This is a genomic window from Exiguobacterium undae DSM 14481 (genome assembly GCF_000620805.1).
Taxonomy (GTDB): domain Bacteria; phylum Bacillota; class Bacilli; order Exiguobacteriales; family Exiguobacteriaceae; genus Exiguobacterium_A; species Exiguobacterium_A undae.
On sequence record NZ_KK211187.1, the window covers coordinates 2,404,026 to 2,430,058 of the forward strand.

Here is a 26,033-nt window from a genome sequence, read left to right on the forward strand (position 1 = left end):
CCTCCTGTAATGAACCACTAGTTTACGTACATACCTTTTCATTTTACACAGTTCTTTCATATTTAGAAACGAAAATCGTCTAACCAATTTGTTCTGATCACAAGACGTGTGACAAAACAGGTTGGTTAGACGTTTGTTCGACAAAACTTTCTTAATCGATTTCAATCAGTTCGTGAAGTGAAAAAGCATAAATCAGTTTTTTGGATATCGTGATTTTCAAAATCGCTTCCAGCGCTTCTTGATATAAATTCAACTGGGTCGCATAGCGTTCCCGTAACATCTCGTGTGGGTCTTGGCTGTCAGCCGTTTCAAAGACTTGATCGGATTTATAATCTAAAAGAATATACTCCTCTCCGTCACGTATCAGACAATCGACAATCCCCTGCATGACGGCTTGATCACTCGGACCATACCAATCCGGACGGAATCGGACGGAATCGATTTTATAGGTGAACGGCAATTCCCGGTAGACGTCTCCTGTCGCAAGGCGCTGCTCAAAAAGCTGTCCGATTTCGGAATCAAGAAACGCCTTGAGCTCCGGCACTGCTTCGCGCATCGTACCGGCTTCTAAAGCAGAAACCCGTTCCCCTTGCTCCCACCCGGTAATTTGCTCTTCGAGAGGACGATTCGCTTCATACAATTGCATCGCCAAATGAAGAACCGTTCCCCGCTCGGCCCCTGTCAAAGTAGGCCCCAAAAATTGTGGTGTCCGGTAATAGGTCGCTTGCCGGTACGTCGCTTCAAAAGCCGCCCGTTCGAGCTGTTCGGTCCGTTTCAATTCTGTCACGGTTTGTTTGGCTGCCGTGTCGCTTGCGGCTTGATACGGATATTGATACGTCAAGGCTTCTTCAATCCGCTGTTTTAATGCTTCGTTTCCTGCATGATCGATTTTTTCCAACACCCGGACATGTTCCAGTTGATCAATCATTTTCGTCAGTTCTTGATAAGGGGCAATCTCTTCCGGTGCCATGATGCGTAAAGACCACTGCTGTTCGCCTTCACTCAACATGAAATGGCGTAAAACGGCAGGAGCAACCCAATCAGCATACGTTTTTGCATTACGTCGGTTGATTTCCGGTAACAGCAACTCATCAAGCGGCTGATCTTGCCATTTAGCAAGTTGTTCTTCCAATCCTTTGATGGCACCAACCAGGATTAATTTTTCTTTTGCCCGTGTCATCGCGACATACAGCACACGCATCTCTTCCGCTTTCATCTCACGGTCCATCTCCCGGCGGATGACTTCTTTTAAAAGCGTTCCCGAGCGGAGTCGTTTTACCGGATCAATGGCGTCTAATGCGATGCCATATGTTTTATGCAATTGGATGGCTTGGATTTGATCCTGCTTATTAAACTGCTTCCCGAGCTGACTGACAATCGTCACCGGAAATTCCAATCCTTTTGATTGATGAATCGTCATGATCCGAACGACATCCTCATCCTCACCTAAAGAACGGGCTTCTGAAAAGTCTTCGCCGCGCTCTACCAGACGATGAATCAATCGGAGGAATCGATACAGACCCCGGTATCCGGAAGCTTCATATTGTGTGGCTCGTTCATAGAGGGCATTCAGGTTGGCTTGTCGACTCCGACCGCCGTTTAAACACCCGACATATTCGTAATAACCGGTCTGATCGAACAACGAACGGATCAAGGCGGCCAGTGATTTCCCTCTGGCTTCCGTCCGCCATGCTTGAAGTTGTCGAAGCGCCTCATCCACCCGTATTCCGAGCGGTGTCTGCTCTTGTGCGACCGTGACCGCCGCTTCGTAAAAACTCGCCTCTTTTGATTTTGCCCGAATTCTGCCTAAATCCCGGTCCGTCAATCCAAAAATCGGCGACCGTAAGACACTCGCTAACGGAATGTCCTGCAACGGATTATCAATCGTCTTCAGTAATGCCATCATGATTTGAATTTCAGTTGCTTGAAAATAGCCGCCCGTCGTGTCGGCATAGACAGGCAACTCGTATTGTTCGAATACATCCACGAGCGCCTGAACACGTTTACCGCGCGACCGGACCAAAACGACGATATCTCGGTACTCGCACTTTCGGAATCGTTTTTGTTTGGCATCAAACACAAGATACGGATGATCATCGTTTACCATCTCGATGATGCGTGTCGCAATCACTTGTGCTTCGAGTTCTTCCTTATTCGCTTCCACTTGATCAATCAACAACAATTCCGGAGCAACTTGATCGGATTCCATGTACCCGAGATTTCCTAATCTTAAATAAGCGGCCTCATCGTAATCAATTTCTCCGACTGCTTCATCCATCACCTGTCGGAAGATATGATTTGTCCCGTCCAATACTTCCAAACGGCTCCGGAAGTTTTTGGTTAAATCAATTCGTGTCCCGACATCCGTTTGGCGGAACCGTTTAAACTTGTTGAGAAACAAACCCGGTTCCGCATGACGGAATTTGTAGATCGATTGTTTGACGTCACCGACCATAAACAGGTTTCCCGTCTGTTCATCCGGTTGAGAAACGAGTTTTAAGATTCGCTCCTGCACTTCATTCGTGTCTTGGTATTCATCGACCAGCACTTCAACAAAACGTTCCTGCAACAATCGGGCGACATCCGTCGTTTCTCCGTCCTGTTCCAAGATCGCTAACGCAAAATGTTCCAGGTCCGAAAAGTCAACGATTCCCCGTTGTTGTTTTTCTTCTAAATACGCTTCAGAGAAACGACGCACTAATGTCACAATCATCTGTACGTGTCCGAGTTGCGAACGCAAGTCCTCCAAATAATCGACTCCGTCTTTTTGAACAAACAAGTCCCGCATCTTTTTCAGATCGCCGACGAGACGCGTCCGTTCGGCTTGAAACACTTTCATGTCCTCATCCCCGCGGACACTTTTCCAACGTCCGAATTCGACCGCTTGAAAAGCGAGGGCGACGGTCGTCCAACGGTCGCGTCGGGGATCGACTTGCCGAATCGGCGCAACATCTTGAATCAGCAGATCCGCCATTTCGCCGTAACCGGCAGCCCGCAACCGATGAGACAATTCCAGATAGCGGTTGACGACCGGTGCAACCCGCTCCCATTCGAGCTCAAGCAGTCGGGTCAACAAGTGTGATTCATCCGGATCCACCGGTTGATCGTACTGGGCAATCAAATGTTCATAAAAGGCTTCCGGGTCCGGAAGCGAACGGGAAAAACGATACAGATTCGAAATCAGGTTCAGCATTGCCTGATCGTCCCGGTCTGATGTATAGCTGTCAATCAGCTCGTAAAAGGCAGGATCCGCATCCGCATAAAACTGTTCGAATACTTCTTCCAGGACGTCGTCCTGCAACAATAACAATTCTGCTTCTTCCGCAATCCGAAACGCGGGATCAAGACCAATCCGGTAATAGTTTTCCCGCAGAATCGATAAGCAGAACGAGTGAATCGTCGTAATTTGAGCCCGGTTCATCATCTGTCGTTGTTTTTTGAGGTACACATCTTCCGGTGACCGTTCAATCTGTTCTTCAATCGCCTCGATGACACGTGTCTTCATTTCTTTTGCCGCCGCATTCGTAAATGTCGCAACGAGAATCCGGTCGGCTGTCAATGGATCCTCTTGATTGATGAGCCGTTGTGTCAGCCGCTCGACTAAAACGGCCGTTTTTCCCGAACCGGCTGCTGCCGAGACCAGAATATGTCCGCCTCTGGCATCGATGGCCTGTTGTTGTTCGTCTGTCCATTGCACACTCATTCTGTATCCTCCTTCAACCGTTCCAAGACTTCTTTTTCTGACAAGGCGTCGAGTCGCCGGTAATCATTTCCGAGGGATTCATCAAATTGACAGACCGAACGATATTCACAAAACGTACAAGGGGTTCGTTCTTGATAATCAAACGGATCAATCGCAATATCTCCTTCATACATCGACTGACTGCTCGTTTTCAGTTCATCCCACGCATGATCCATCAAGGCGTTTAATTCGTCTTCCTTCACGACCCCTTTGGTATGGGATTTGTGCAGACCCATTTTTGTGAACGTCACCTTGACGAGTGGTGATTTTTTCCGTTCATCGTAAGCAATCTGATCCATCGCCCGAAGCACTTCATCATTTTCGACGATGACGCCCTGCATTTGATACGACTCCAACAACAAGCGGCTGCGTTCGATTTCGTCAGCCGATAAATCGCCGCGTAACATCGGATTCTTGACGTGGAAATACAGTGCTCCTGCCGGCTTTGCTTGCTGGTTGAAGAGTACTTCCGACTGCTCGACGACGGTCTTGAGATACAACAGCATCTGAATCGCTAAACCGTAATAGATTTCAGCAAAGTCCAGTTCTTTGGCACTCGATTTATAGTCGACGATCCGGACATACAATTGGTCACCAATCGTCGCTTGATCGACCCGGTCGATCCGCCCTGTGAATTCGATTTCCGTTCCGTCCGGTAAAGCAAACCGAAGCGGCGGGAACATCGCATTCCCAAAGCTGATTTCGAATAAATCCGGTTCGAAGTCCGATCGTTCTGCTTGTTTGACTAGCATTTTGGCAGTCTGCTCAACGACATCCGTCAGCTTTTTCTTAATGTATCCAAAACGGTTCGAACTCATCAAAATCGCATTTTGAATTTCCGGCGTCACCTTTTCGACGGCTTCCTTTGCCAGGCGGCTGCACGACTGATCATCCAAATCCCGCCAGTGCTGACCGGACGACTTGATGTTGACGGAGAGATCATTGAGCGCACCGTGGAACAGATTGCCGATATCCGGCGCTTCGAATTTATATAATTTCCGTTCTTTCAGCCGTAATCCGTAACGCGCAAAGTGTTTATACGAGCAGGCATTGTACGTTTCAAACCGTGAGACACTCGCTTTGATGTTGTCCCCATACAACGTACGGGCCAAGTCATCCGGTAAGGACTCCGCTTGATTTTGATAAAACAGCGCACTCGAGAACAAAGCCATCCGTTCCCGCCCCTGACCATTTTCGAGCAACGTATTGTAGACATCAAACCATGATTGTTGGATTGGATACCGGCGTTGCAATCGCCGTAATTCGATTGCGGTCGCAGCAGCGGCACGATCCGGACTCGTCACGAATTGAAGTTGATCGTCCGGTGCATGGTCGCCGGCCTCTGCAAAGGACGTTTTGACAGGACGATCCTGCAACAGTTGACGTTTGATTTGTTTGACGATTGAGGCGGGTTGCAAAGCCTTCCCGTCCTCGTCAACGAGCGCGTAGCTGATGTGGAGCGCTTCACTTGGTGCCGTCACTCCTTGATACAGGTAAAACAATTCGTCATCAAATACATCAAGTGATGCTTTGCCGACCGGAACACCATGATCATGTAAAAAGTCATGATCACTCTCTGATAACAGCTTCGACTGATCCTCGACAAACGGAATCAATCCATCGTTCGCTCCAAGCAGAAAGACGACTTTTATTTGCTGCAAGCGTCCCCGGACATAGTCGGTTGCAATCACCTGATCGAGGGACGGCGGAACAAGCGCAAAGCGGAGACTTTCAAGACCCGTTTCGACCATTTGGATAAACAGTTCCGTCGAAAGGGTTGTTTCCGGCGCTGCCGCTTCCAATTGTTCAAAGAGATGGAGTACTGCTTCATACACCTGATCATGTTCACGGGCATGACCCAACTGATTCGCATCGAGCGCTTCTTGTTTCCAAATCATCAACCGGTCCGTCAACTGATGTTCTTCTAAAAAACGGTACAAGGCACGTGTATATTCACTCATCGTCCGCGAGGCCTTAAACCGTTTTTCGAGCGGTTCAATCGCATCGACGAGAAACTGACGCCATTCGTTCAACGCATTCTCTTCTTTTAATTCCTCATCAGTCAGACTGACTTCGTCTGCCAGACGACGTTTCAGTTGCCATGGCTTTTTCCACATGGAACCTTTGATCCCCCGCTCCAAGACAAACGTCTCCAGACGATCAAGCGCCAAGCGCGAATCATCTGCCGGCAATGGAATCAATTCTGTTTTCAGTAATCGGAAAACCGATTCTTCCCGGTAACCCGTCAGAATGATTTCGAGGACGGCATGCAACAACTCCACGATCGGATGATGGACCATCGGTTCCCGTTGATCCAAAAAATAAGGAATATCATACAGCTGGAAAGCACGTTCCAAATGATCGGCATACGGCTCGAGGTGACGGACAAGAAACGCCACTTCATTGAAACGGTATCCTTCGTTGCGGACCAGCTGAATGACTTTTCTGACGGCCGCTTCCGTTTCGACTTGCCGATTGACCGCGGCCGTAACCGTCACCCCATCCACTTCCTGATCGACGGCCGGATAACCCGGTGCCAGCAACGCTTGCTCGAGTATCTGTAATCCACTGCTTTTAAATTTTACGGGTTGCTGGTAATGAATGGATTCATGGTCGATTTGACGTTCTTTCATCTGTTCCAGTAATTGCATGTAACACCGTTGCGATACACCAAATTCCGATTGTTTGGCATGAGGATCCTCCGTGTCTAACGTAAAACTGATATGCATATCTTGCGTCAATTCCATCAAACGAAGCAACACTTGTTGTTCCTGCAAAGAAAATTCATAAAATCCATCAACATAGACACATGCCTGTCCCAGATTGGCTTGCGGCAACAACTCAATAAGGGTTGTAAAGTAATCATCCGCATGCAGGGCTTTGTCTTCAATCCGCTCTGTAAACCGTTCATAAATCAACGCCAAGTCATTCAGCTTCGGTGAACGTTCAGGCGATACTTCACTGATTTGACGTAACATATCCGGATCCACCAACGACCGTTTGAACGAGGCAATCAGTTCATCCAATCCCTTATAAAAACCGGGCATATTTTTCGTTCGTTTAAAGATTTTCAAATCTTCTTCCGTTTCCTCCACTACTTGCCGCAACAACAGTTGCGTACCGGTTTCATCCAAAAAAGGAATCGCTTGATTGCCATGGTCACGGATGATGTGGAACGCAAATCGCCGCAAACTCATGACTTCCATTCGCACAAGACCGGATAAGCGCGGATCAATCGCAATCCGTCGTTCCATTTCAAATGACATTTGATCCGGAACGATAAAAAAGATGGGCGGGCCTAACGGTTGTTCCGTCAATTGATCGACAACACGCTCAATCAGCTTTGTGGTTTTACCTGTACCGGCACGACCTAGATGCATATAATTCATATTCAACCTCCTCTAGTTGTTTTCATATGTACATTATCGCATAAATGCGAACAAACGTCCGGTGATGTCGTAAGTTTTTTCCATTCAATTTTGGGACAAGCTATGAATCAGGTACCGGATCCGTAGTTGCAAAAAAGGGGTAAAGACTGGCATAATGATATGTCGCAAGATGATTCACACCGTATGTACAGAAAGAGGGACATCGATGCTCTACGAAGAACTCGGAAAACGTCAAGCAATTGAACAACTGGTTAAACGATTTTATGAACAGGTTTATGCGGATGAACTTCTTCTCCCTTTATTCCCGACTGACCGTCAGCGGGTTGAACAAGCACAAATCGTTTTTTTAATCCAGCTGACAGGTGGACCCAAACAATATGAGCAGTATGATGAGCGCATGAACCTTGCGATGATCCATCGTCTTTTGCCGATCGAGCAGGCGCATGCTGAACGTTGGATTGAACTGATGACACTCGCGGTTGCTGAGACCATTTCGAATCCGGAGGCTGCCGCCCGTTTAATCGAACGATTACGAATCGGTGCGCTGAATGTTCTCCGGATTTGCGACGCTCACCGAGGCGGCTAAGGGATTTTTCTTTCTCATCCGTACATTTCAATGTAAAATAAAAAGTGGAGGCGATAACTATGACTGAAGAACAAGATCAAAAGAGTGAATTGGTAAAGAATGCACTCGAACAAGCTGAAGCTGCAAAAACGACAGATGAAACCGTCGAAGAAGAAAAGTCGGATGAACAAAAACGACTGGAACACATACGAGCTCTTGTCACACTAGAGCGTGGTTCTGATTATTATCGCGTCGTATTCTACGATGATCATAAGCATTTGATTTTCAAGGAACTGGATTATGACCGCGTAGAATTTGTTGGTCGCTTCTACAATGATAGCTTCGATCCAACGAACCAAAAAGAATTAGAAGAGATTTCTGAAAAAGCACTTTCAACGTCGATTCGTAAACGATTCCTGTAAAAAATCGCGTCTCGAAACGTTTTCTCATTGAAAAAGCCGTTCTCCCACAATCAGTTGATGGGGAGCACGGCTTTTTTTATCGGTTCAATTACGATTGTTGTTCGGGACGTTCAGCTGCATGTCGTTTTTTCCGACGAAGTACATATGCTAATACCCCGCCTGCGACAGCAAGTCCAGTCGCTGCCAAGACCGGCAGGAACACTTTTTTCGAAGTCAATTTTTGTTTGACCTGTTCAAGGCGTGATTCTGTCACTTCTTTTTGCGCAACAGAAGTCCGGCGGTTGATTGTCATATGTTTTGCTGCATCCGTTACGACGATTCGTTTCGTCACCCAACGGCGATTTCCCGCTTCGTCCACAATCAGTTGTCGTGCCCGTTTGACACCTTTGACCCGCTTACCTGGCGTATTTTCCGGACGGACGATACGCGAACTGATAAAACGACGTCCTCCGTTTACACCAAATCCCGGTTGTAGTTTTCTTCGGTTTAACCATTCATATGATTCATTCATTGTGTAGCGATCGTTTGATCGCTTCACCTCCCCTTCGATTCTCTCTCTTATGCACTCATGGATTAATTCGCTTTATTTGCTAAAGATTCCTGTTAAGATGTTCCACTTATCGTGGTTTATTAAACGTCATCGGTCGTTCTTCTTGAAATCTCCGTTGCATTTCATATGCGAGTTCAAGCGTTTTGATCCGTTGCCGTTCAATGCTGTACGCCGAAACCTCCGTGTCAATTCGTTGTCCGGTCTGAAACTCGACTTGAACCGTTTTCCCTTTTTTCTGGACGGCCTTCATCTGCTTAAAATTAATCCAGATACACTCTGCTTTTTCCTTGGCTGTTGTCGGAAAGAAAATCGTCTGTGCCTTCCAGTCAATCAAGACCGGTGTTTTCCGATTTGGTCCCAGTACGTGGCGGGCCGCTTCAATTCGTCCGCGCATCGAGGAACCAAAATACAGACAAGATTCTTCGATGAACTTGATGGGGTGTCCATCTAATACCACTTCAGATTGTTCTTGAATAAGTAAGGTTTGCGGTTCCCCGTACGGACCATATCGGGGAATAAGTGCTAACGTTTTTTCCGTGATTTTATGTGGCATTTTGATTTCTCCCTTCTTGTATTAATTTGGTTATATCAGATTAAGAAGAATCCGGCTGAGCATCGGCATTATTTCCCGAAATAAAAAACGAGATATGACTATCTCGTTTTTTAAGATCTTATTTTTTTAGTGGTGCTTGATCTCGGAAGTGACGTGGAAAATTAAATTTCACACACACTTTATCCTTTTCATTTCCCGCCGTCTGGTTTTCGATCGTCACCGTTCCTTCATGACGTTCTACAATCCGCTTGACGATGTATAATCCAAGACCAAACTTCCCTTCCTTCCCACGCGAAAATTGGTGGAACAGGGGGGATGAAGCATCAAGCGGCGGACCATCGTTCTCAATCTCGATTGTTGCCGTCTCCGCTGTTCCGGATAAACGGATCGCAATCGTCGTTTCGGCGTAACGGATTGCATTGTCCAGCACGTTTTCCAGTGCCACACGCAATTGTTCGCCTTCACCTAACACGATTCCAGCCTCACCGGAGATTTTCCAGGTCAATGCTTTTGTCCCGACAAACCGTTTTTGCAGCAAATGCACCATCCGGTCCAGATCCACATGATCCCATTTCGAACGATCCAGCTCAAAATAGTCCAATTTCGTCACATACAACAACGCGGCCACCTTTTTCTCCAACCGTTCGGCTTCCTCTTCAATGACGGAAACCGATCCCGTCAGGTCACCGTCGGGATAAATACCGTCTGAAATCGACTGGGCATAACTTCGAATGACCATGATCGGTGTTTTTAGATCGTGAGAAATATTTTGCAACAGGGATTTTTGGGCCTTGTCCTGCTTTTCCAAATCCATTCGCATCGCATTGACGGAACGGGCCAAACGGCCGATCTCGTCTCCACGATCAAGAGGAAGCGGTGTATCCCACTGCTGGGCAGCGATTTTTCCGACAGCCCCTTCAATTTCAATCAACGGTTGTGTCAGTCGACGTGCCAACCAAAATGCGATGAACAATGTCAAGATACTGACGATCGCCACGACCCAGCCGATTTTTGAGAATAATTGCGAAATCAATTCTTGACGATAGGCATCCCAGACGTATGAGACACGGTAGTACGTTTCACCTTTAATCTCCATCTTCAAGATGCTGTAGTAAACATCTTCCTTGTCGAGACGTGTCGTATATTTTTCCATCTCATCTTCTTGCGCAATGGCATCCCGATACATTTGATTGACCAACTGTTGGGGCGCACCGCCATAATACAGCTTACCGTTTTTTGATAATAACAAGACGTTAACCGATCGTGACTCTTGTTTTCGTCGATCGAATTCAATCGGATTTTCTTGGAGCATCTCAATGACGGATGCATCTTCCGAGAAAAACACTTCACTGTTTTCGAGTGTCGCATACACCTGTTCATCGATGAAGTTACCGATCGACGAGCGCATGACGACCAAGATCACAATCGAGAGCGTGGCAATGACTAATAAAAACATCGCCCAGATTTGAAAACCTAGACTCCGGTTTTTCATGCAGCCACCAGACGATATCCGATACCATATATCGTCTCGAGTTCAAGTTTTGAGAGCTTTTTTCGGACACGGCGTACAAGATCGTCGACGACGCGATCAGATCCAAAGTAATCGTCTCCCCAGACACTGACCAGGATTTGTTCACGCGACATCGGTGTCCCGATTTGTGTCGCGAATAAAATCAATAAGTCGTATTCTTTTGAGGTCAAATCAATCTCTTGACCATTCTCTTCAATCACACGTTTTTCCGGATAGATCATATAATCCCCATACCGAATGACACCGGTTTTCGGTGCGGCGTAGGCGCGTGCCAAAATCTTCTTCACACGAATGACCAGTTCGCGCGGCAGAAACGGCTTGGCGATGTAATCGTCTGATCCCATCTCCAGCCCAATGATCTTATCGATGTCTTCATCGCGGGCTGAGATGAAAATGACCGGTGTCGTCTCGTCATGCGCTTTAATCCGTTTGATCAATTGAAAACCGTCCAAATCCGGCAACATGATGTCGAGTATCCATAAATCAGGTTTTTCAATGATGGCAGATGCCGCAGCTTCTCCTGATGTAAACGATTTAACTTGCCAACCTTCCTGTTCCAAATACTTGACTAAGACACGGTTCAAGTTCACTTCATCATCGACTAAATAAATCGTATGCATCATCATCACTCCTGCTTAAGTTCTTTTTTTTAGTGTAACAAAGGATTTCCGCAGAATTATGGGAGAATTAAAAAAATGTACAAAAAAAACGCTCTCTTTCATAGAAAAGAGAGGCGCACGGAACAAAACAATTATTTTACAAGGCGCAACGATGGATACGTTGCACGTTCTACATGTGTTTTCACATTCGCCGATACATGACGACGTTCCGTTTTCACTACGTGTGTTAGGAACGTTACACCGCCACCAAGTAAGACTGTTACGCCTGTCATTAAAATAATCTCCATTGTTTTCGCCACCCTTTTCCATCGCAATTGATAATCAGTATCATCCTCAATACGACTATAGCATGGTTGATAGAAAATGAGAAGCGTTCTCAGAGATTTAATCTTTCAAAAATTTCTGCTGTTCCACTTCATGCCGTTTTCGAATGATGTCACGCCATTTGAATTCACCCTGTTCCAATCCGTTGATTAAAATTTCAGCGGTCCCGACATTCGTCGCGAGCGGCAGATCATAGACGTCACACAACCGAATCAAGGCAGACACGTCCGGTTCATGTGGTTGAGCGGTCAACGGATCGCGTAAAAAAATCACGATGTCGATTTCACCCCGAGCAACCATCGCGCCAATTTCTTGATCGCCGCCGAGTGGACCTGATTTACAGCGGTGAACGGTTAACGCCGTCGCCTCCATGATGCGTTGTCCCGTCGTCCCGGTGGCATACAACGTATTTTTCGAAAAATACGTTTCATATGCCCGGGTGAACATCATCATCTCATCTTTTTTTTCGTCATGTGCAATCAAAGCAATATTCATTTGAATCCTCCCCCTCTCTCTTTAATATGCACATAAAAAGAACTTCAGAAACCTGAAGCTCTTTTTGTAATCGACCTCATGAATTCGTCGGTTGCTTTTTCAATACGGTCCGTAAAATCTTCCCCGTCGTATTTCGCGGCAGCTGATCAATGAATTCAATCCGTGTCGGACATTTGTATTTTGCGAGCGATACGGCGCAAAAATCGAGGACTTCTTTGTCAGTCAACGGCTCACGCACGACGACGAACGCTTTGACCGCTTCTCCCATCTCTTCGTCCGGTATGCCGATGACGGCTGCTTCGACGACAGCAGGATGTTGGTACAGCACCTCCTCGACTTCACGCGGGTAGACATTGTATCCGCCGACGATGATCATGTCTTTTTTCCGGTCGACAATGTAGAAATACCCATCTTCATCACGTCGCGCTAAATCCCCTGTATACAACCAACCTTCTTTTAACGTCGCTTGTGTTTCTTCCGGCATCTTATAATACCCTGTCATGACGTTTGGTCCTCGTACGATCAATTCGCCGACCTGACCAACCGGTACGTCCTGACCCAATTCATCGACGACCTTATTTTCGACATCGATGATCGACGGACCAATTGATCCGGGTTTTTGAATTCCGTTCAGTGGATTAAAACATGTCACCGGCGACGCTTCCGATAGTCCATACCCTTCGAGAATATGACAATTAAACGTCTGATCAAACGCTTGCAGTAACGGAACCGGTAAACTTGCGCCACCGGAAACAAACAACCGTGTCGTCGCAAAATGGTCGGCGTATGCCGGATGCGCCTTCACAGTCTGTAACAAGAAGTTATACATCGTCGGTACACCGGCAAAAATCGTGACCCGTTCTTTTTTCGCCAGTTCAAAGGTCTCCTGTGGTGAAAAACGGGAGGCGATGACGATTGTTGCGCCATGTGCAAGCGACGCATTGACGACAACCGTCAAACAAAAGACATGGAACATCGGCAAGACAGCTAATGTCCGGTCCTCTTCCGAGACATTTAAGTATTCCCCGATGGAACGCGCATTTGATGTCAGATTACGATGTGACAACATCGCACCTTTTGGTTTCCCCGTCGTTCCACTCGTGTACAAAATAACTGCGGTTTCATCGAGTTCATAGGTCACGTCTTGAATCGGGTGATCAATCTCAAGCCAGTTTTCAAGTGTCGTGAAGCGAACGTTTCCGAGCTGTTCGTCCGGACCGATTTGACCGTTAAACGGCACAGAGACAACAACAGCAAGGTGCGGTAAATGCACCAAACGCTCTTTGGCCGCCTCGACAAGTGGTGCAATCCCCAAAATCCCTTTGACATCCCCGTTCATCAAGATATAACCGAGTTCATCCGGCGTATAGGTCGGATTGATCGGGATAGCGATTGCCCCTTGCTTCATGACGGCATAGTAACCGACTAAAAAAGCTGGACTGTTCCCGAGAATAAGAGCCACGTGATCCCCTTTACGAATGCCGTGTGCCTCAAGTGCTCCGGCTGCCCGGTGAAACTTTTCAACAAATTCGCGATAACTGACTGCGGTCTCTTCGAATACGTACGCAATGCTATCCGGACGTTGCCGCGCTGTTTCTTCCACCGAATGAATCAATCCCATCATAACTAGTTTCCCCTTTCGAATGAATAACCATTCATTTTTAGCATAAAAAAATCCATACATGACGTGTCCGCCTGTATGGATAGTGTAGCATTTTATGGAAACGTTTTCACGCTCTTTCTTTTTAGCCGTTGACGATGACGCCACCGTTTAGATGAAGAACTTGTCCCGTCATATAGCTGGAATCGTTACACGCCAAGAACACATAAGCAGAAGCCATTTCGGCCGGCTGTCCCGGGCGATCCATTGGCGTATTCTTACCGAACGTCTTCACAGACTCATCAGGGAACGTATCCGTGATCAACGGTGTCCAAATCGGACCCGGTGCAACAGCATTGACACGAATTCCTTGTTTCGCGAGATTCATCGACAGACTGCGTGTGAAGCTGACGATTGCCCCTTTTGTCGACGAATAATCAATCAGCAAGGCGTTTCCTTCGTATGCCGTCGAAGACGTCGTATTGATGATGGCTGATCCGAGTGTCAAATGCGGCAGAGCTGCCCGTGCCAAACGCATCATCCCGAAGATGTTCGTCTTGAACGTTTTTTCCATCGATTCGTCCGTGATGTCGAGCAACGATTCTTCCGGTTTTTGCATGCTCGCATTGTTGACGACGATGTCGAGACGTCCGAACCGGTCAATCGTTTTCTTGACAAGCTCTTCACAGTAAGCACCGTCACCGATATCTCCTTGCGACAGTAATACTTCTCCACCCAACTCTTCAAGACGGGCTTTTGTTTCTTCTGCGCCTTCTTGATCGCCGTAAAACGCGATGACGATTTTAGCACCTTCTAATGTATAAGCAATCGAGATGGCTCGTCCGATTCCTGAATTCCCGCCTGTCACGATCGCGACTTTTCCTTTTAATTTTCCGGCAGCACGATAATCGTCCCGCTCATAATACGGTAACGGCTGTTGGTCTTCCGTTTTCGGTAAGCCTTCGGAAACTTTTTCAAAATTGATGAAGTCGTTTAATGTACCCTCTAAAAAGTTATCTTTATTGTAGCCCATGAAAAAAGCTCCCCCTATGCAAGTTGATAGAAAGAGTTTTCCCAAAAAAGCTTATGCTAAAACGTCGAGTACTTCATCGAGTTCAACGGCACCAAAATATTTCTTTAATTCGTACTGACTCAACACGTCCCGTAAAGAGGTCCGGTCATACCGTTTCCCTTCCAGCGCCCGAGCGATTTCCGATGCATCCTCGACACCAAAGAAATCACCGTAAATCTTCGCTTCTTCAATGATTCCCTTTTTGACGTTCAGACGGAAATCAATCGTTCCGATCGGGAAACGTTTTTTGTGAATGACATCAAACTTCGGTGATTTCCCGAAATTCCAATCCCAGTTCCCGTAACGTTCTGCTGAAATCGCATGCACTTTCGCCCAGTCTTCCTCCGTCAAAACATAACGTTCCATTTCTTTCCCTTCATAAATCGAAGCCAACAGATGTTCAACAAAATCATCCATCGTCAACGGTTCTGTCAAAAATTCCGAGATGTTTGCGACGCGGCTGCGGACGGATTTGATCCCTTTTGAACGCATTTTTTCTTCACTGACGACAAGAGCATTGACGACTTCTTCAATGTTTGAATCGAGCATCAATGTGCCGTGGCTGAACATTCGACCCTTCGTCGTAAACTGGGCGTTCCCGCTGATTTTTCGTGTCCCGACATGAATGTCGTTCCGACCCGATAATTCTGCTTCGACTCCGAGTTTATGCAGTGCTTGAACAACCGGTTCCGTGAATTTTTTATAGTTGTTGAAGGAGTCTCCGTCATCTTTCGTCAAGAAACTGAAGTTCAAGTTCCCCAGATCATGATAGACGGCCCCCCCGCCTGACAGACGGCGGACGACATGAATCCCGTTTTCCTCGACATACTTTAAGTTAACTTCTTCACTCGTGTTTTGATTCTTCCCGACAATGATCGATGGACCATTGATGTAAAACAGGAAATAATCCTCTTCGCTGACATTCAGGTTGTTCAAAATGAAATCCTCTACAGCAAGGTTAATCCGTGCATCGTGAATTTCTGGATGGAAAATGAATTTCATAAGTTTCATGTTCTCCTTTTACAATCGAATTTAGTTGCAGCCGTCTACACCACAGGCATCACCTTCGGCAACGATTTCTACTTTTTGTTCCTGTTGGACTCGTTCCAACACTTGACTGAATGCCTCTACCGGTTGCGCACCGGAAATCGCATACTTCCGGTCGAATACAAAGAACGGTACACCGGTGACACCTAGTTCACGAGCCATGTCTTCTTCTTGGCGAACTTCATCAGAAGACTCATCAGATGCGAGAAATGCCTCGACGGTTGCTGTCTCCAGTCCAGCTTCGGTCGCAATCCGCGTCAAGATCGAATCATCATTTAAATTTTCACCGTTCATGAAATAGGCTTGGAACAATCCTTCTGATACCTCATCCATTTTATCATGTTTTTTAGCGAGTTGAGTCAGGCGGTGAGCTTTAAATGTGTTTGCCGGAATGACACGATCCATTTCGTATGCCAAACCGTCTGTCTTCGCGGAATCGACGACTCCTTGTGACATCGATCGCGCTTGTTCCACGGATGTTCCGTACTTCGCCGCTAAAATTTCATACAGCCCCATCGTCGGTGTTTCAGGTGCTGCCGGATCAAGCTCAAAACTTTTGAATTCTACCTCGACGTTCGTTGCACCATTTGCCTCAATTGCCTTTTCCAAACGTTTTTTACCGATATAACAAAACGGACATGCGTAATCTGACCAAACTTCTACTTTCATCCTGTTCCATCTCCTTTTTAGTGAGTGTCATGTACATTTAGCATAATCGCCCGAGCAGCCGCTTGCAATGAATCTGATTTCCGGAGACACCAAAAACTCCTTCACCCGAAAGCGAAGGAGTTTTTGACTACAGCTGCTTTTATTCTGTGACGAGTGCGTGTGCCGCATCCTCAATTTCAATGTCGAGTTCTTTTGTATATTCTGCCGTTTGAGCTGACGTCCAGTTCAAATGACGTGCCATCTCTTTGATGGCTGCTTCTTTATGCTGACGTGCCCAAGCAATATCAAAGAAGACTGCCCCCGTCCGACGGATAAAGAAGTCGATTGGACGTGCGACCATCTCGTGATCGATTCCGTAATGAAGCTGCGCGTAGACATCACGCGGCAGTTCCGTTTCTGCTGCATCATATTCCGTTGCATAGGCAAGAACATCCGGTAAGTTCGAGCCGTAGCGTTTAGCGAGGAACAAGACTTCCTCCGAAGTTAGACCGTTAGCCGGTGCTTGCGCTTTGAGGAATTTCGCGAATCCGGTCGCTCCTCCGACATGTCCACCTGAAATCGGCATGTTTTTTGTCGAACAACGGGCATACGCCACATTGTCTTCTTGTTTCAAGAGTTTTGCGACGAGATCAACGACGTGCTCGCCCATTTTGCGGTAACCTGTCAGTTTCCCGCCGGCAATCGTAATCAAGCCTGATTCAGACTGCCATACTTCGTCTTTTCGTGAAATTTCTGATGGGTCTTTCCCTTGTTCATAAATCAACGGACGAACACCGGCCCAACTCGATTCAACATCTTCTGCTGTCACTTTGACGTCCGGGAACATGTAGTGAATCGCATCGAGGACGTAGTCTTGATCTTCCACCGTAAATTTCGGATGTGACGTATCTTTGTCGAAGAATGTATCTGTTGTCCCGACATAGGCTTTTCCGTCACGTGGGATCGCAAAGATCATCCGACCGTCCGGTGTATCGAAGTAGACGGCTTGTTTTAACGGGAATTTCGACTGATCGATGACGACGTGAACCCCTTTTGTCAGACGAAGCTGTTTTCCGACTTTCGAACCGTCTTTTTCACGCAACTCATCGACCCATGGACCTGTAGCATTGACGACTTTTTTCGCACGAATTTCGTGGACATCACCCGTCTCAAGATCCGTCACGCGCATCCCGACGACTTTACCCGCTTCATAAAGAATTTCTTCGGCTTTTGTATAGTTAATGACGCGAGCACCGTGTGCGACCGCTTCTTTCATGACTTCAATCGTCAGACGGGCATCATCTGTCCGGTATTCGACGTAGTAACCGCCGCCTTTAAGACCGTCTTGTTTTACGAGTGGTTCTTTTGCAAGCGTCTCTTTTGACGATAACATCGAACGCCACTCGGAACGTTTGACTCCGGCTAAGAAATCGTAGACACGTAAACCGATTGATGTACTGAACGGTCCGAATGTACCGCCTTTGTGCATCGGTAACAACATCCATTCCGGTGTCGTGACGTGGGGTCCGTTTTCATAAACGATGGCACGTTCTTTCCCGACCTCGGCGACCATTTGGATTTCAAATTGTTTCAAGTAACGCAAACCACCATGCACCAATTTCGTTGAACGACTTGACGTTCCGGCTGCGAAGTCCTGCATTTCAACGAGTCCAATTTTCATGCCACGTGACGCGGCATCAAGTGCGATTCCAGCTCCTGTGATCCCTCCACCTACGACAAGTAGATCCAGTTCTTCACGCGTTAATCGATTGTAGACCTCTGCACGGTTTTTGCTTGAAAATGATTGGTTTGCCATGAATAGTTCCTCCTGTTTGGGTTCGAAAAAAAAGAGACCACAACAAACAGGCTGACGGTGTCAACTGTTGCTGTGGTCTCTCCATATTCTCCGACCGGTTTATTAACTTGTCCTTACTATAACATATCTCACATTACTTGAACAACATTGCGGCCTGTACTGCTTTTTTCCATCCGCCGTAGAGTGCTTCACTCTCTTGTTCGGCCATATCCATCTCAAAACGGCGATCCATCTGCCACTGCGCGGCAATCTGTTCTTGGTTTTCGAAGAAGCCGACAGCAAGACCTGCAAGGTAAGCCGCTCCGAGCGCTGTTGTCTCATTGATTTCCGGACGTTCGACCGGCGCTTGAATGATATCACTTTGGAATTGCATGAGGAAATCATTTTTGACCGCACCACCGTCGACACGTAAAGCAGACATCTCGATTCCAGAATCCTGTTCCATCGCCGTCAAGACATCACGTGTCTGATAAGCGAGAGATTCAAGTGTCGCTCGAATGAAGTGCTCTTTTTCGGTTCCGCGCGTCAGACCAAAGACCGCTCCACGCACATCTGAATCCCAGTACGGTGTACCGAGACCAACGAATGCCGGTACGACATACACACCATCCGAAGATGTCACACGCTTCGCGTAGGCTTCTGTTTCTTTTGCATCGTTGATGAGACGAAGACCGTCGCGCAACCATTGAATCGCTGAACCGGCAACGAAGATACTGCCTTCGAGGGCGTATTGGACTTTCCCGTCGATTCCCCAAGCGATGGTCGTCAATAATCCGTGTTCAGACGTCACGGCTTTGTCTCCCGTATTGAGCAACATGAAACAACCTGTTCCATACGTGTTTTTGGCCATACCTTGCTCGAAACACGCTTGTCCGAATAAAGCCGCCTGCTGATCGCCTGCTGCGCCTGCGATCGGCACAGATTCACCGAAGAAATGATACCCGGCTGTGTGTGCATACACTTCAGACGATGGACGGACTTCCGGAAGCATCGCTTTCGGGACGTCGAGGATGTCCAGCAATTCGTCGTCCCATTTGAGTTCATGAATGTTATACATTAACGTCCGGCTGGCATTGGAGTAGTCTGTGACGTGGGCTTTCCCACCTGACAGCTTCCAGATCAACCACGTGTCAATCGTTCCAAAAAGAAGTTCCCCGCGTTCAGCTCGCTCACGTGAACCTTCGACATGATCAAGGATCCATTTAACTTTCGTACCGGAGAAATACGCATCGATCAACAATCCCGTTTTCGAACGGAACAGCTCTGCATGCCCGGCTTGTCGCAACTCTTCACAAATTTCAGCAGTTTGTCTCGATTGCCAGACAACTGCATTATGAATCGGTTTTCCTGTCTCTTTCTCCCAGACGACAGCCGTTTCACGTTGGTTTGTGATTCCGATCCCAGCGATTTGTGTCGCCTTGACGTTTGCTTCCGTTAAACACGTCGCAACTACAGCAAGGACACTGCCCCAAATCTCATTGGCGTTGTGTTCGACCCAACCCGGTTTTGGAAAATACTGCGTAAACTCACGTTGTGCCGAATGAACGATTTCCCCGGAGCGGTTGAATAAAATCGCCCGTGTACTGGTTGTTCCTTGATCTAGTGACAAAATGTAGTTCTCCATCTCTTCCCCATCCTTTGTATCTAGTAAGTTAAGCTTAAGCTGACTTCGACTTCACTGACGTTGATTTGTTCGGACGAACACCGAACTTATAGCATAAACCTAATATGACAATCGTCACAAGTCCGACGACCACAAATGCCGGTGTATCTTTTCCGGAGAAGACCGAACGGTAAAACAATCCGCCAAGACTTCCGCCAAGGACCGGACCAAGAACCGGAATCCAAGCGTAACGCCAATTGGATGATCCTTTTCCGGCAATCGGTAAGAGGAAATGGGCAATCCGTGGACCAAGGTCACGCGCCGGATTCATCGCATATCCTGTCGTACCGCCAAATGACATCCCAAGACTGACAATCAAGAAGCCGACGATCAATGGATTTAAACCGTCCGAAAACGTATTGGCACCAATCGATAAAATCCCGACAACAAGTAAAAATGTCGCAATCAATTCACTCATCACGTTCGAAAACGTATGCGGAATCGCTGGTGAAGTCGCAAAGACGCCCAGTTTCGCCGCTGGATCTTTTGTTTCCGCCCAGTGCGGTAAGTAATGCACAAAGACAATGCTCGCTCCTACAATACCGCCTAACACTTGCGCGATCACATATCCTGGTACATCTCCCCAGGCAAATGATCCGTCAAAGGCAAGTCCAAGTGTAACGGCCGGGTTAAGATGCGCCCCACTGAACTGTCCGACTGCATACACGGATAAAGCGACCGCAAATCCCCAAGCAAAGGTAATGACGATCCATCCTGCATCTTTCGCATAGGATTTAGATAACGTCACACCTGCTCCAACGCCGTTACCGAGTGCAACAAGCAGTGCTGTTCCTAAAAATTCTGCTAGTACTGGTGACATATGTTCTTCCCCCTTTGTATGTGAAAAAAGCAACAAAAAAAGAGATTCGCGCCTCGGCTTTTTGAATGATCTCAAAAAGCATGAAAGCGTGAATCTCCGATTTCTCCGTCACTTCGTATCAACTTGTTTTCACTATAACAATCGATGAAAACGCTGTCAAACGATTTATGTGATTTTTATCATAGCGTTTTCATTTGTTTGGTTCAAAGTATTTCCACAACTCTTTATTGGATGTCGTGATACTTGAGGCCCCTGCTGCGATCGCTTGCTCCACTTCCTCGACCGTATCAATCAAACCACCGGCAAACACCAATTTCCCGGTTTTTCGTTTGACCTCTTCGATATACTTCGGCATCAGTCCGGGTAAGACTTCGATGTAGTCGGGTTGGGTTCGCTCCATCAAATGGTAACTTTTTTCTAACGAACTCGAATCGAGCAAGAACATCCGTTGCATCGTCTTGACTTTTTTTTGGCGCGCCTTCAGGATGACGCTCGCTTTCGTCGAAATGACACCGTACGGCTTCAGTTCTTGACAGACGTATTCCGTCGCGAACTCATCATTTTTTAACCCTTGAACTAAATCCATGTGCAAAAACATTTTTTTATCATAACGGTGAGCCAATTCATACACCGCCTTGAGCCGGGACACATGCATTTCTAGTAATACCCCGTACTCATACGGACTTTTCAGCATTTTCTCAAAGTCTTCTAACTTTCTGACAGACGGCAAAATCTTTTGACCAAAGTACGTCATCTTTTGTCCCCATTTCTTTGATTTGTTCTTAGTATGTCGTTTTTCCACCCGGTTTCGCAATTGTTCTTTTCATGAAAACAAATGAAAGGAACAACTAAAATAGGGTATAGCTTAACGATACAGCTTTGAAATGGAGGTGAGACGCACAGGTCCAGGACCTGTGCCTCGTATGACTCAACAAAAACGCATCATCATTTATTTATTTTCGATTCTGATCAATGCCCTCGGAAACAGCTTTATGGTTACCGCCGCAATCGGCAGTGCGCCATGGACATCCGCCAGTGAGGCGTTGGCCCGCATCTCCCCTCTAACCGTCGGACTCGCCATCGTCGCCTTACATGTCTTGGCACTCGGGAGTGCACTACTCCTTGGCAGTCGGTTTAGCTGGTGGACGATTCTCCTGAGTTTTTCGCTCGTCGTTCTGTTTGGTACGGCGATTGATTTCTTTTTATCGATCCACCAACTGCTCTATATCCCGGAAACACTTTGGACACGGCTTCTCTATATGGCAATCGGCATGCCGTTGATTTCACTGGGTCTGGCGCTCTACTTACAGATCGGGTTCGTTTTGATGCCGCCCGATTACTTGATGAAGTCCCTGATCAGCCGGTTTAAAAGCACATCCATCGGAGCGACCGTCAGCCTGGCGATTCCCTTCCTGATTGCGAGTATTTTGTCGCTCGTTGAACGGGAACTGATCGGAATCGGTGTCGGAACGTTCGTGTTCTTGTTGCTGAACGGTCCGCTGATTGAATTTTTCCAAAAAACATTTCCGATTTCCCGTCGTGTCAGATGACGGAAAAAAATCCTGTCTCCGCCGTGGGTTCACGATGGAGACAGGATTTTTTTAGAGGTACGATTTTTTTTGGAAGATCAGAATTGAGCCGCCGAATAAAACTAAGATGTGCGCCAGGACGAAGATGACGGAAAACGTCAATGTCGTCCCCATTGTTTCTGCCACACCAAATTCTGCAGCATTCTGGAAATACATCGACCAGTCCAAATGCATGAAGACAATCCATTTTGCGATTTCCGGCTTGAATGCCAGCAACAAGCTGCCGACAATCGAAGTAAAGAACTGGGCAAGAACGGTAAACCCGATGATCATTCCGACGGAGCGGAAGACAAGCGAGAAGAACAACGTCATGAAAATTGTAAAGATCGGATTGACGAGTGCCAAGACCGTGTCGCGCAACTGGAGGGATTCACCCGCTTCAGAAAATGCAAACGAGGCGGCATACGTAATCAAGGCAATGAATATGAATTGACCGAGCATGATCAAAATCGAAAACAGTAATTTCGAGAAATAGATCGTCATCCGCGAATACGGACTCATCAACAGATGTTTCATCGTATCATAACGGACCTCATTCCCGACCGTCTCCGCCGTAAAGACAATTGTGATAATACCGAGCAACCCAAACAGGACTGCTGAAACCATTGTGTAATATGAACTTTGAGTAAAATCAAAATCATTTGTTTTCGCGATGATCACGATTCCAATTGCGATGACGGCATATAATGCCAACACGATTTTCGATTTTTTCATCGTCCACCATTTCATCCATTCATTTTGTATGAGCGAAAGCATGTGAATCCCCCTCTTTTTTCGTCACTTGTAAGAATTGTTCTTCGAGTGTCAGACGCTTGACCGTCAGTTCATGCAAATCAGCAATCGGCACGACTAACCGGGCAATCGCCGGTGTGTCACTTTCAGGTGCCGTAATGACGATACTGTCATTCCAGCGTTCTGCCGGGTAATTCGCGACCCGCAACGCCTCGATGACGTCGAGGATATTCGTTTCCGGAACACGGATCAAGATTTTGGCCCCTGTTTCGTTTCGGACGGATTCGACCGATTTGATGACACCCTGATCGATGATGGCATAACGGTCGCTGATCTGTTCCATCTCACCTAACATGTGGCTGGAGATCAAAATGGCGATATCCTGTTCCCGCGCCATTTTCCGGAGATATTCACGCAGTTCCGCGATGCCTGCCGGATCAAGACCATTCGTCGGCTCATCCAGAATCAGAACACGCGGGTTATGTAACAAAGCCCGTGCAATTCCGAGTCGTTGTTTCATCCCCAATGAGTATTCACCGACTTTTTTAGACAGCTTTCCTTCCAGTCCAACGAGTTGCGCCAGTGCCTCGTAATCGACCTGAGCCAAACCCGGAATCAGGTTTTTTGCCTGAACGAGGTTTTGTTTTCCTGTCATGTACGGATAAAATGCTGGATTTTCGACGATTGCCCCAATCTGTGTCAAGGCTTTGGACCGCTCTTGCACGACATCAAACCCGTTAACTGTGACCGTTCCTGCGTCCTGTTCCAGCAGTCCGGTGATGATTCGGATCGTCGTCGTCTTCCCGGCCCCGTTCGGTCCTAGAAATCCAAAAACTTCTCCCGGCGATACTTCGAAACTGACATCCTTTAAGATTTGTTCTTTACCCAGACGTTTTGAGATATTTTCAATTTTCAGCATCCTGTTTCCTCCTCTTGCTGTTCTTCTTGTTCTAGTGTACGTGATTGAAACTAAAAAAGTTCCGATTCTTACAATTATGTAATCCGTTTCCAATTCAAGCTTATATGATTAAAGAAACCATTCAGCACATACATAATCCCGCTTCTCTCTGTCGTCATGTTTACGAATGTCCTGTTGATGTTTTGATCAAACTCAAAACCAACAGCAGGTCATATGATAAAATGGTGAGGAAGACCCTACCTATCTCATTTTTGAATTGGAGTTTACTACATGCAGAAGTTGTCTATTCGTTTTGATGTTTTACTTGCTTTACTGATTGCGGGTCTCTTTTTTATCATGACGCTCTGTTTAACCTTTCTCATCAGCCAGCTGGCGACGGATCGTTTAAAGAAGGAAGTCGGGATGACTTTGTCCGCTACGGCTTATCAATTATCCGATAAACTGGATCATTACATGTGGTCACGGACAGCTGAAGTCAACGTCTTGCGGACGCTGCCGACAATTCAAGAACAGCGTGATCTCAATGCGACACGGGATACCCTCGAGCAATTGCAAAAACAGATTCCCGACTTTTCTTGGATTGGTGTGATCGGTCCCGACGGTCAGGTACTCGCTTCAACCGGGAAAATCTTAGAAGGGCAATCGATCAAAGAACGACCTGTTTTTCAAGAAGCCCAAGACAAACCGTTCATCGGTGACGTCCATGATGCCGTTTTACTCGCAAAACTGCTTCCGAATCCGAGTGGTGAACCGTTGCAATTCGTTGATATCAGTACCCCATTGGGTTCAAACGGCAAGAAAAGTGGTGTCCTTGCGACTCACCTCAGCTTTGAATGGGCCAAGGAAATCGAACAAAGTTTCCAGAGTTCAACAGCTCAAATCAAAGATGTTGAGTTTTTTATCGTCAGTCAACAAAGCCGGACCGTCTTGCTAGGTCCGGAACAGTGGCGCGGTAAAATGTTACCCGCCGACTGGTTATCCGGGAAACAGACGGGATATCGCGTCTCGACATGGGGTGACGGACAAGAATACCTCACCGGTTCGACTCAAAGTAAAGGCTATAAAAATTATGATGGACTCGGCTGGACCATCCTCGTCCGCCAACCGAGTCACGTCGCTTTTTCAGATGCCAGTGCCTTGAGAGACTACATTTTAATTGCGGGTTTGATCGCTTCTCTCGTCACTGCAGTCATCGGTTGGTTCGTCGCAAGGTTATTGACGCGTCCTTTAAAACAAATCACTCAAGCTGCGAAAGAAATGCAACGGGATCCGTCCAAATCGATTCCGTCCCACACAGGCATTCGGGAAATTGAAGTCTTGTCTGTCGCCCTGCGTCAGTTGACGGCAAAACTTACTCATACCGAACAGGAGAAAACGACATACGAGTCACTCGCCTTGCATGACGCGCTGACCGGATTGCCGAATCGAAACGGTCTATCCGACTATCTAGAGGAATTGACCGTTAAAAATCATACCCAAACTTACTTGTATCTGGATCTCGATGGATTTAAAGCCGTCAATGACCAGTACGGTCATGCGATGGGTGATCTTTTACTAATTGAAGTCGCTGATCGTCTTCGAAGTTCCTTACACTACAAAGGCATCACGGCACGGCTCGGAGGAGATGAATTTTTGATCGTCCTTAATGACCCTCTCTCCATCGAAGACATGGAACAGTATGCGACAAGCCTCATTCATTCACTCTCCACGCCTTATCTCTTACATCAACAAGTTCTGTACATCGGGGCAAGTATCGGGATTTCCGTCCGTTCGCCTGAAGAATCGATGGAACAAGCCATGCATCATGCGGATATCGCCTTGTATGACTCAAAAAAACAGGGCAAAGGACGCTTGACCTTTTATCGTTCCGAATTGCCATTGACAAGACAGAACGTTCTCCGTAATGTGAACGAATAGAAGAACAACACCCAACTAC

The 26,033-nt window shown here is 47.0% G+C and carries 22 protein-coding genes; 4 read left to right on the top strand and 18 right to left on the bottom strand.

Translation table 11 applies throughout. The annotated features are described in order from the left end of the window. Positions 1–151 precede the first annotated feature (151 nt). Positions 152–3,703: a helicase-exonuclease AddAB subunit AddA gene (gene addA / locus P397_RS0113235; RefSeq protein ID WP_028106845.1), complete on the bottom strand. Its 3,552-nt coding sequence runs from the start codon at positions 3,701–3,703 to the stop codon at positions 152–154. Then, complete coding sequence (gene addB, locus P397_RS0113240; protein WP_028106846.1) at positions 3,700–7,131, bottom strand: helicase-exonuclease AddAB subunit AddB; 3,432 nt, start codon at positions 7,129–7,131, stop codon at positions 3,700–3,702. Before addB ends, addA begins: the two co-directional genes overlap by 4 nt. A gap of 205 nt (positions 7,132–7,336) precedes the next feature. On the opposite strand from addB, the gene P397_RS0113245 reads away from it, so the two are divergent. Together P397_RS0113245 and P397_RS0113250 are read left to right on the top strand one after the other, a co-directional pair. Then, entirely contained in the window at positions 7,337–7,717 is a 381-nt protein-coding gene (locus tag P397_RS0113245) for a truncated hemoglobin (RefSeq protein ID WP_026833719.1), read from the top strand. A gap of 59 nt (positions 7,718–7,776) precedes the next feature. Further along, positions 7,777–8,118, top strand: coding sequence for a hypothetical protein (locus P397_RS0113250; RefSeq protein WP_026833720.1), 342 nt, complete (start codon positions 7,777–7,779; stop codon positions 8,116–8,118). An 88-nt stretch (positions 8,119–8,206) separates the two neighbouring features. Here P397_RS0113250 and P397_RS0113255 read toward each other — a convergent pair whose 3' ends face one another. From P397_RS0113255 to P397_RS0113320, 14 genes are all read right to left on the bottom strand, one after another. Next, on the bottom strand, positions 8,207–8,629 hold the full coding sequence (locus tag P397_RS0113255; RefSeq protein ID WP_026833721.1) for a hypothetical protein: 423 nt from the start codon (positions 8,627–8,629) through the stop codon (positions 8,207–8,209). Between the two features lie 106 nt (positions 8,630–8,735). Then, the gene (locus P397_RS0113260; RefSeq protein ID WP_026833722.1) at positions 8,736–9,221 is read right to left on the bottom strand and encodes a competence protein ComK; all 486 of its coding nucleotides are present in this window, start codon (positions 9,219–9,221) and stop codon (positions 8,736–8,738) included. A 118-nt stretch (positions 9,222–9,339) separates the two neighbouring features. Continuing rightward, complete coding sequence (locus P397_RS0113265) at positions 9,340–10,713, bottom strand: sensor histidine kinase (RefSeq protein ID WP_028106847.1); 1,374 nt, start codon at positions 10,711–10,713, stop codon at positions 9,340–9,342. Beyond that, positions 10,710–11,375 (bottom strand): response regulator transcription factor, encoded by a 666-nt coding sequence (locus P397_RS0113270; protein WP_026833724.1) that lies wholly within the window; start codon positions 11,373–11,375, stop codon positions 10,710–10,712. Before P397_RS0113270 ends, P397_RS0113265 begins: the two co-directional genes overlap by 4 nt. A 128-nt stretch (positions 11,376–11,503) precedes the next feature. After that, positions 11,504–11,659 (bottom strand): hypothetical protein, encoded by a 156-nt coding sequence (locus tag P397_RS18015; protein ID WP_167331063.1) that lies wholly within the window; start codon positions 11,657–11,659, stop codon positions 11,504–11,506. Between the two features lie 97 nt (positions 11,660–11,756). Further along, positions 11,757–12,191, bottom strand: a complete 435-nt coding sequence (locus P397_RS0113280; protein WP_026833725.1) for a methylglyoxal synthase — start codon at positions 12,189–12,191, stop codon at positions 11,757–11,759. Between the two features lie 76 nt (positions 12,192–12,267). Beyond that, on the bottom strand, positions 12,268–13,812 hold the full coding sequence (locus tag P397_RS0113285; protein ID WP_028106848.1) for a fatty acid--CoA ligase family protein: 1,545 nt from the start codon (positions 13,810–13,812) through the stop codon (positions 12,268–12,270). Positions 13,813–13,936: 124 nt separating this feature from the next. Beyond that, positions 13,937–14,824: an SDR family oxidoreductase gene (locus P397_RS0113290; protein WP_026833727.1), complete on the bottom strand. Its 888-nt coding sequence runs from the start codon at positions 14,822–14,824 to the stop codon at positions 13,937–13,939. A 51-nt stretch (positions 14,825–14,875) separates the two neighbouring features. Then, positions 14,876–15,865: a lipoate--protein ligase gene (locus P397_RS0113295; protein WP_028106849.1), complete on the bottom strand. Its 990-nt coding sequence runs from the start codon at positions 15,863–15,865 to the stop codon at positions 14,876–14,878. 30 nt (positions 15,866–15,895) lie between these two features. Further along, complete coding sequence (locus tag P397_RS0113300) at positions 15,896–16,579, bottom strand: DsbA family oxidoreductase (protein WP_026833729.1); 684 nt, start codon at positions 16,577–16,579, stop codon at positions 15,896–15,898. Positions 16,580–16,718: 139 nt separating this feature from the next. Further along, positions 16,719–18,374 (bottom strand): glycerol-3-phosphate dehydrogenase/oxidase, encoded by a 1,656-nt coding sequence (locus P397_RS0113305; protein ID WP_028106850.1) that lies wholly within the window; start codon positions 18,372–18,374, stop codon positions 16,719–16,721. Positions 18,375–18,507: 133 nt separating this feature from the next. Beyond that, complete coding sequence (glpK, locus tag P397_RS0113310; protein ID WP_026833731.1) at positions 18,508–19,998, bottom strand: glycerol kinase GlpK; 1,491 nt, start codon at positions 19,996–19,998, stop codon at positions 18,508–18,510. Between the two features lie 34 nt (positions 19,999–20,032). Then, positions 20,033–20,857: an MIP/aquaporin family protein gene (locus P397_RS0113315; protein ID WP_026833732.1), complete on the bottom strand. Its 825-nt coding sequence runs from the start codon at positions 20,855–20,857 to the stop codon at positions 20,033–20,035. 190 nt (positions 20,858–21,047) lie between these two features. Next, on the bottom strand, positions 21,048–21,611 hold the full coding sequence (locus P397_RS0113320; RefSeq protein ID WP_026833733.1) for a glycerol-3-phosphate responsive antiterminator: 564 nt from the start codon (positions 21,609–21,611) through the stop codon (positions 21,048–21,050). A 169-nt stretch (positions 21,612–21,780) separates the two neighbouring features. Here P397_RS0113320 and P397_RS0113325 point away from each other — a divergent pair, with 169 nt between their 5' ends. Next, positions 21,781–22,407 (top strand): YczE/YyaS/YitT family protein, encoded by a 627-nt coding sequence (locus P397_RS0113325; RefSeq protein WP_028106851.1) that lies wholly within the window; start codon positions 21,781–21,783, stop codon positions 22,405–22,407. Between the two features lie 51 nt (positions 22,408–22,458). Here the strand turns inward: P397_RS0113325 and P397_RS0113330 are convergent, their stop codons facing one another. Continuing rightward, positions 22,459–23,202 (bottom strand): ABC transporter permease, encoded by a 744-nt coding sequence (locus P397_RS0113330; protein WP_028106852.1) that lies wholly within the window; start codon positions 23,200–23,202, stop codon positions 22,459–22,461. Beyond that, positions 23,180–24,097: an ABC transporter ATP-binding protein gene (locus P397_RS0113335; protein WP_026833736.1), complete on the bottom strand. Its 918-nt coding sequence runs from the start codon at positions 24,095–24,097 to the stop codon at positions 23,180–23,182. The genes P397_RS0113330 and P397_RS0113335 overlap by 23 nt, the downstream gene beginning before the upstream one ends. Positions 24,098–24,367: 270 nt before the next feature. Here P397_RS0113335 and P397_RS17415 point away from each other — a divergent pair, with 270 nt between their 5' ends. After that, the gene (locus P397_RS17415) at positions 24,368–26,014 is read left to right on the top strand and encodes a sensor domain-containing diguanylate cyclase (RefSeq protein ID WP_051524033.1); all 1,647 of its coding nucleotides are present in this window, start codon (positions 24,368–24,370) and stop codon (positions 26,012–26,014) included. Positions 26,015–26,033 lie beyond the last annotated feature (19 nt).

Coding starts and splice junctions, on each gene's coding strand:
- addA (WP_028106845.1), bottom strand. CDS start 3,703: ATGAGTGTGCAATGGACAGACGAACAACAACAGGCCATCGATGCCAGA.
- addB (WP_028106846.1), bottom strand. CDS start 7,131: ATGAATTATATGCATCTAGGTCGTGCCGGTACAGGTAAAACCACAAAG.
- P397_RS0113245 (WP_026833719.1), top strand. CDS start 7,337: ATGCTCTACGAAGAACTCGGAAAACGTCAAGCAATTGAACAACTGGTT.
- P397_RS0113250 (WP_026833720.1), top strand. CDS start 7,777: ATGACTGAAGAACAAGATCAAAAGAGTGAATTGGTAAAGAATGCACTC.
- P397_RS0113255 (WP_026833721.1), bottom strand. CDS start 8,629: ATGAATGAATCATATGAATGGTTAAACCGAAGAAAACTACAACCGGGA.
- P397_RS0113260 (WP_026833722.1), bottom strand. CDS start 9,221: ATGCCACATAAAATCACGGAAAAAACGTTAGCACTTATTCCCCGATAT.
- P397_RS0113265 (WP_028106847.1), bottom strand. CDS start 10,713: ATGAAAAACCGGAGTCTAGGTTTTCAAATCTGGGCGATGTTTTTATTA.
- P397_RS0113270 (WP_026833724.1), bottom strand. CDS start 11,375: ATGATGCATACGATTTATTTAGTCGATGATGAAGTGAACTTGAACCGT.
- P397_RS18015 (WP_167331063.1), bottom strand. CDS start 11,659: ATGGAGATTATTTTAATGACAGGCGTAACAGTCTTACTTGGTGGCGGT.
- P397_RS0113280 (WP_026833725.1), bottom strand. CDS start 12,191: ATGAATATTGCTTTGATTGCACATGACGAAAAAAAAGATGAGATGATG.
- P397_RS0113285 (WP_028106848.1), bottom strand. CDS start 13,812: ATGGGATTGATTCATTCGGTGGAAGAAACAGCGCGGCAACGTCCGGAT.
- P397_RS0113290 (WP_026833727.1), bottom strand. CDS start 14,824: ATGGGCTACAATAAAGATAACTTTTTAGAGGGTACATTAAACGACTTC.
- P397_RS0113295 (WP_028106849.1), bottom strand. CDS start 15,865: ATGAAATTCATTTTCCATCCAGAAATTCACGATGCACGGATTAACCTT.
- P397_RS0113300 (WP_026833729.1), bottom strand. CDS start 16,579: ATGAAAGTAGAAGTTTGGTCAGATTACGCATGTCCGTTTTGTTATATC.
- P397_RS0113305 (WP_028106850.1), bottom strand. CDS start 18,374: ATGGCAAACCAATCATTTTCAAGCAAAAACCGTGCAGAGGTCTACAAT.
- glpK (WP_026833731.1), bottom strand. CDS start 19,998: ATGGAGAACTACATTTTGTCACTAGATCAAGGAACAACCAGTACACGG.
- P397_RS0113315 (WP_026833732.1), bottom strand. CDS start 20,857: ATGTCACCAGTACTAGCAGAATTTTTAGGAACAGCACTGCTTGTTGCA.
- P397_RS0113320 (WP_026833733.1), bottom strand. CDS start 21,611: ATGACGTACTTTGGTCAAAAGATTTTGCCGTCTGTCAGAAAGTTAGAA.
- P397_RS0113325 (WP_028106851.1), top strand. CDS start 21,781: ATGACTCAACAAAAACGCATCATCATTTATTTATTTTCGATTCTGATC.
- P397_RS0113330 (WP_028106852.1), bottom strand. CDS start 23,202: ATGCTTTCGCTCATACAAAATGAATGGATGAAATGGTGGACGATGAAA.
- P397_RS0113335 (WP_026833736.1), bottom strand. CDS start 24,097: ATGCTGAAAATTGAAAATATCTCAAAACGTCTGGGTAAAGAACAAATC.
- P397_RS17415 (WP_051524033.1), top strand. CDS start 24,368: ATGCAGAAGTTGTCTATTCGTTTTGATGTTTTACTTGCTTTACTGATT.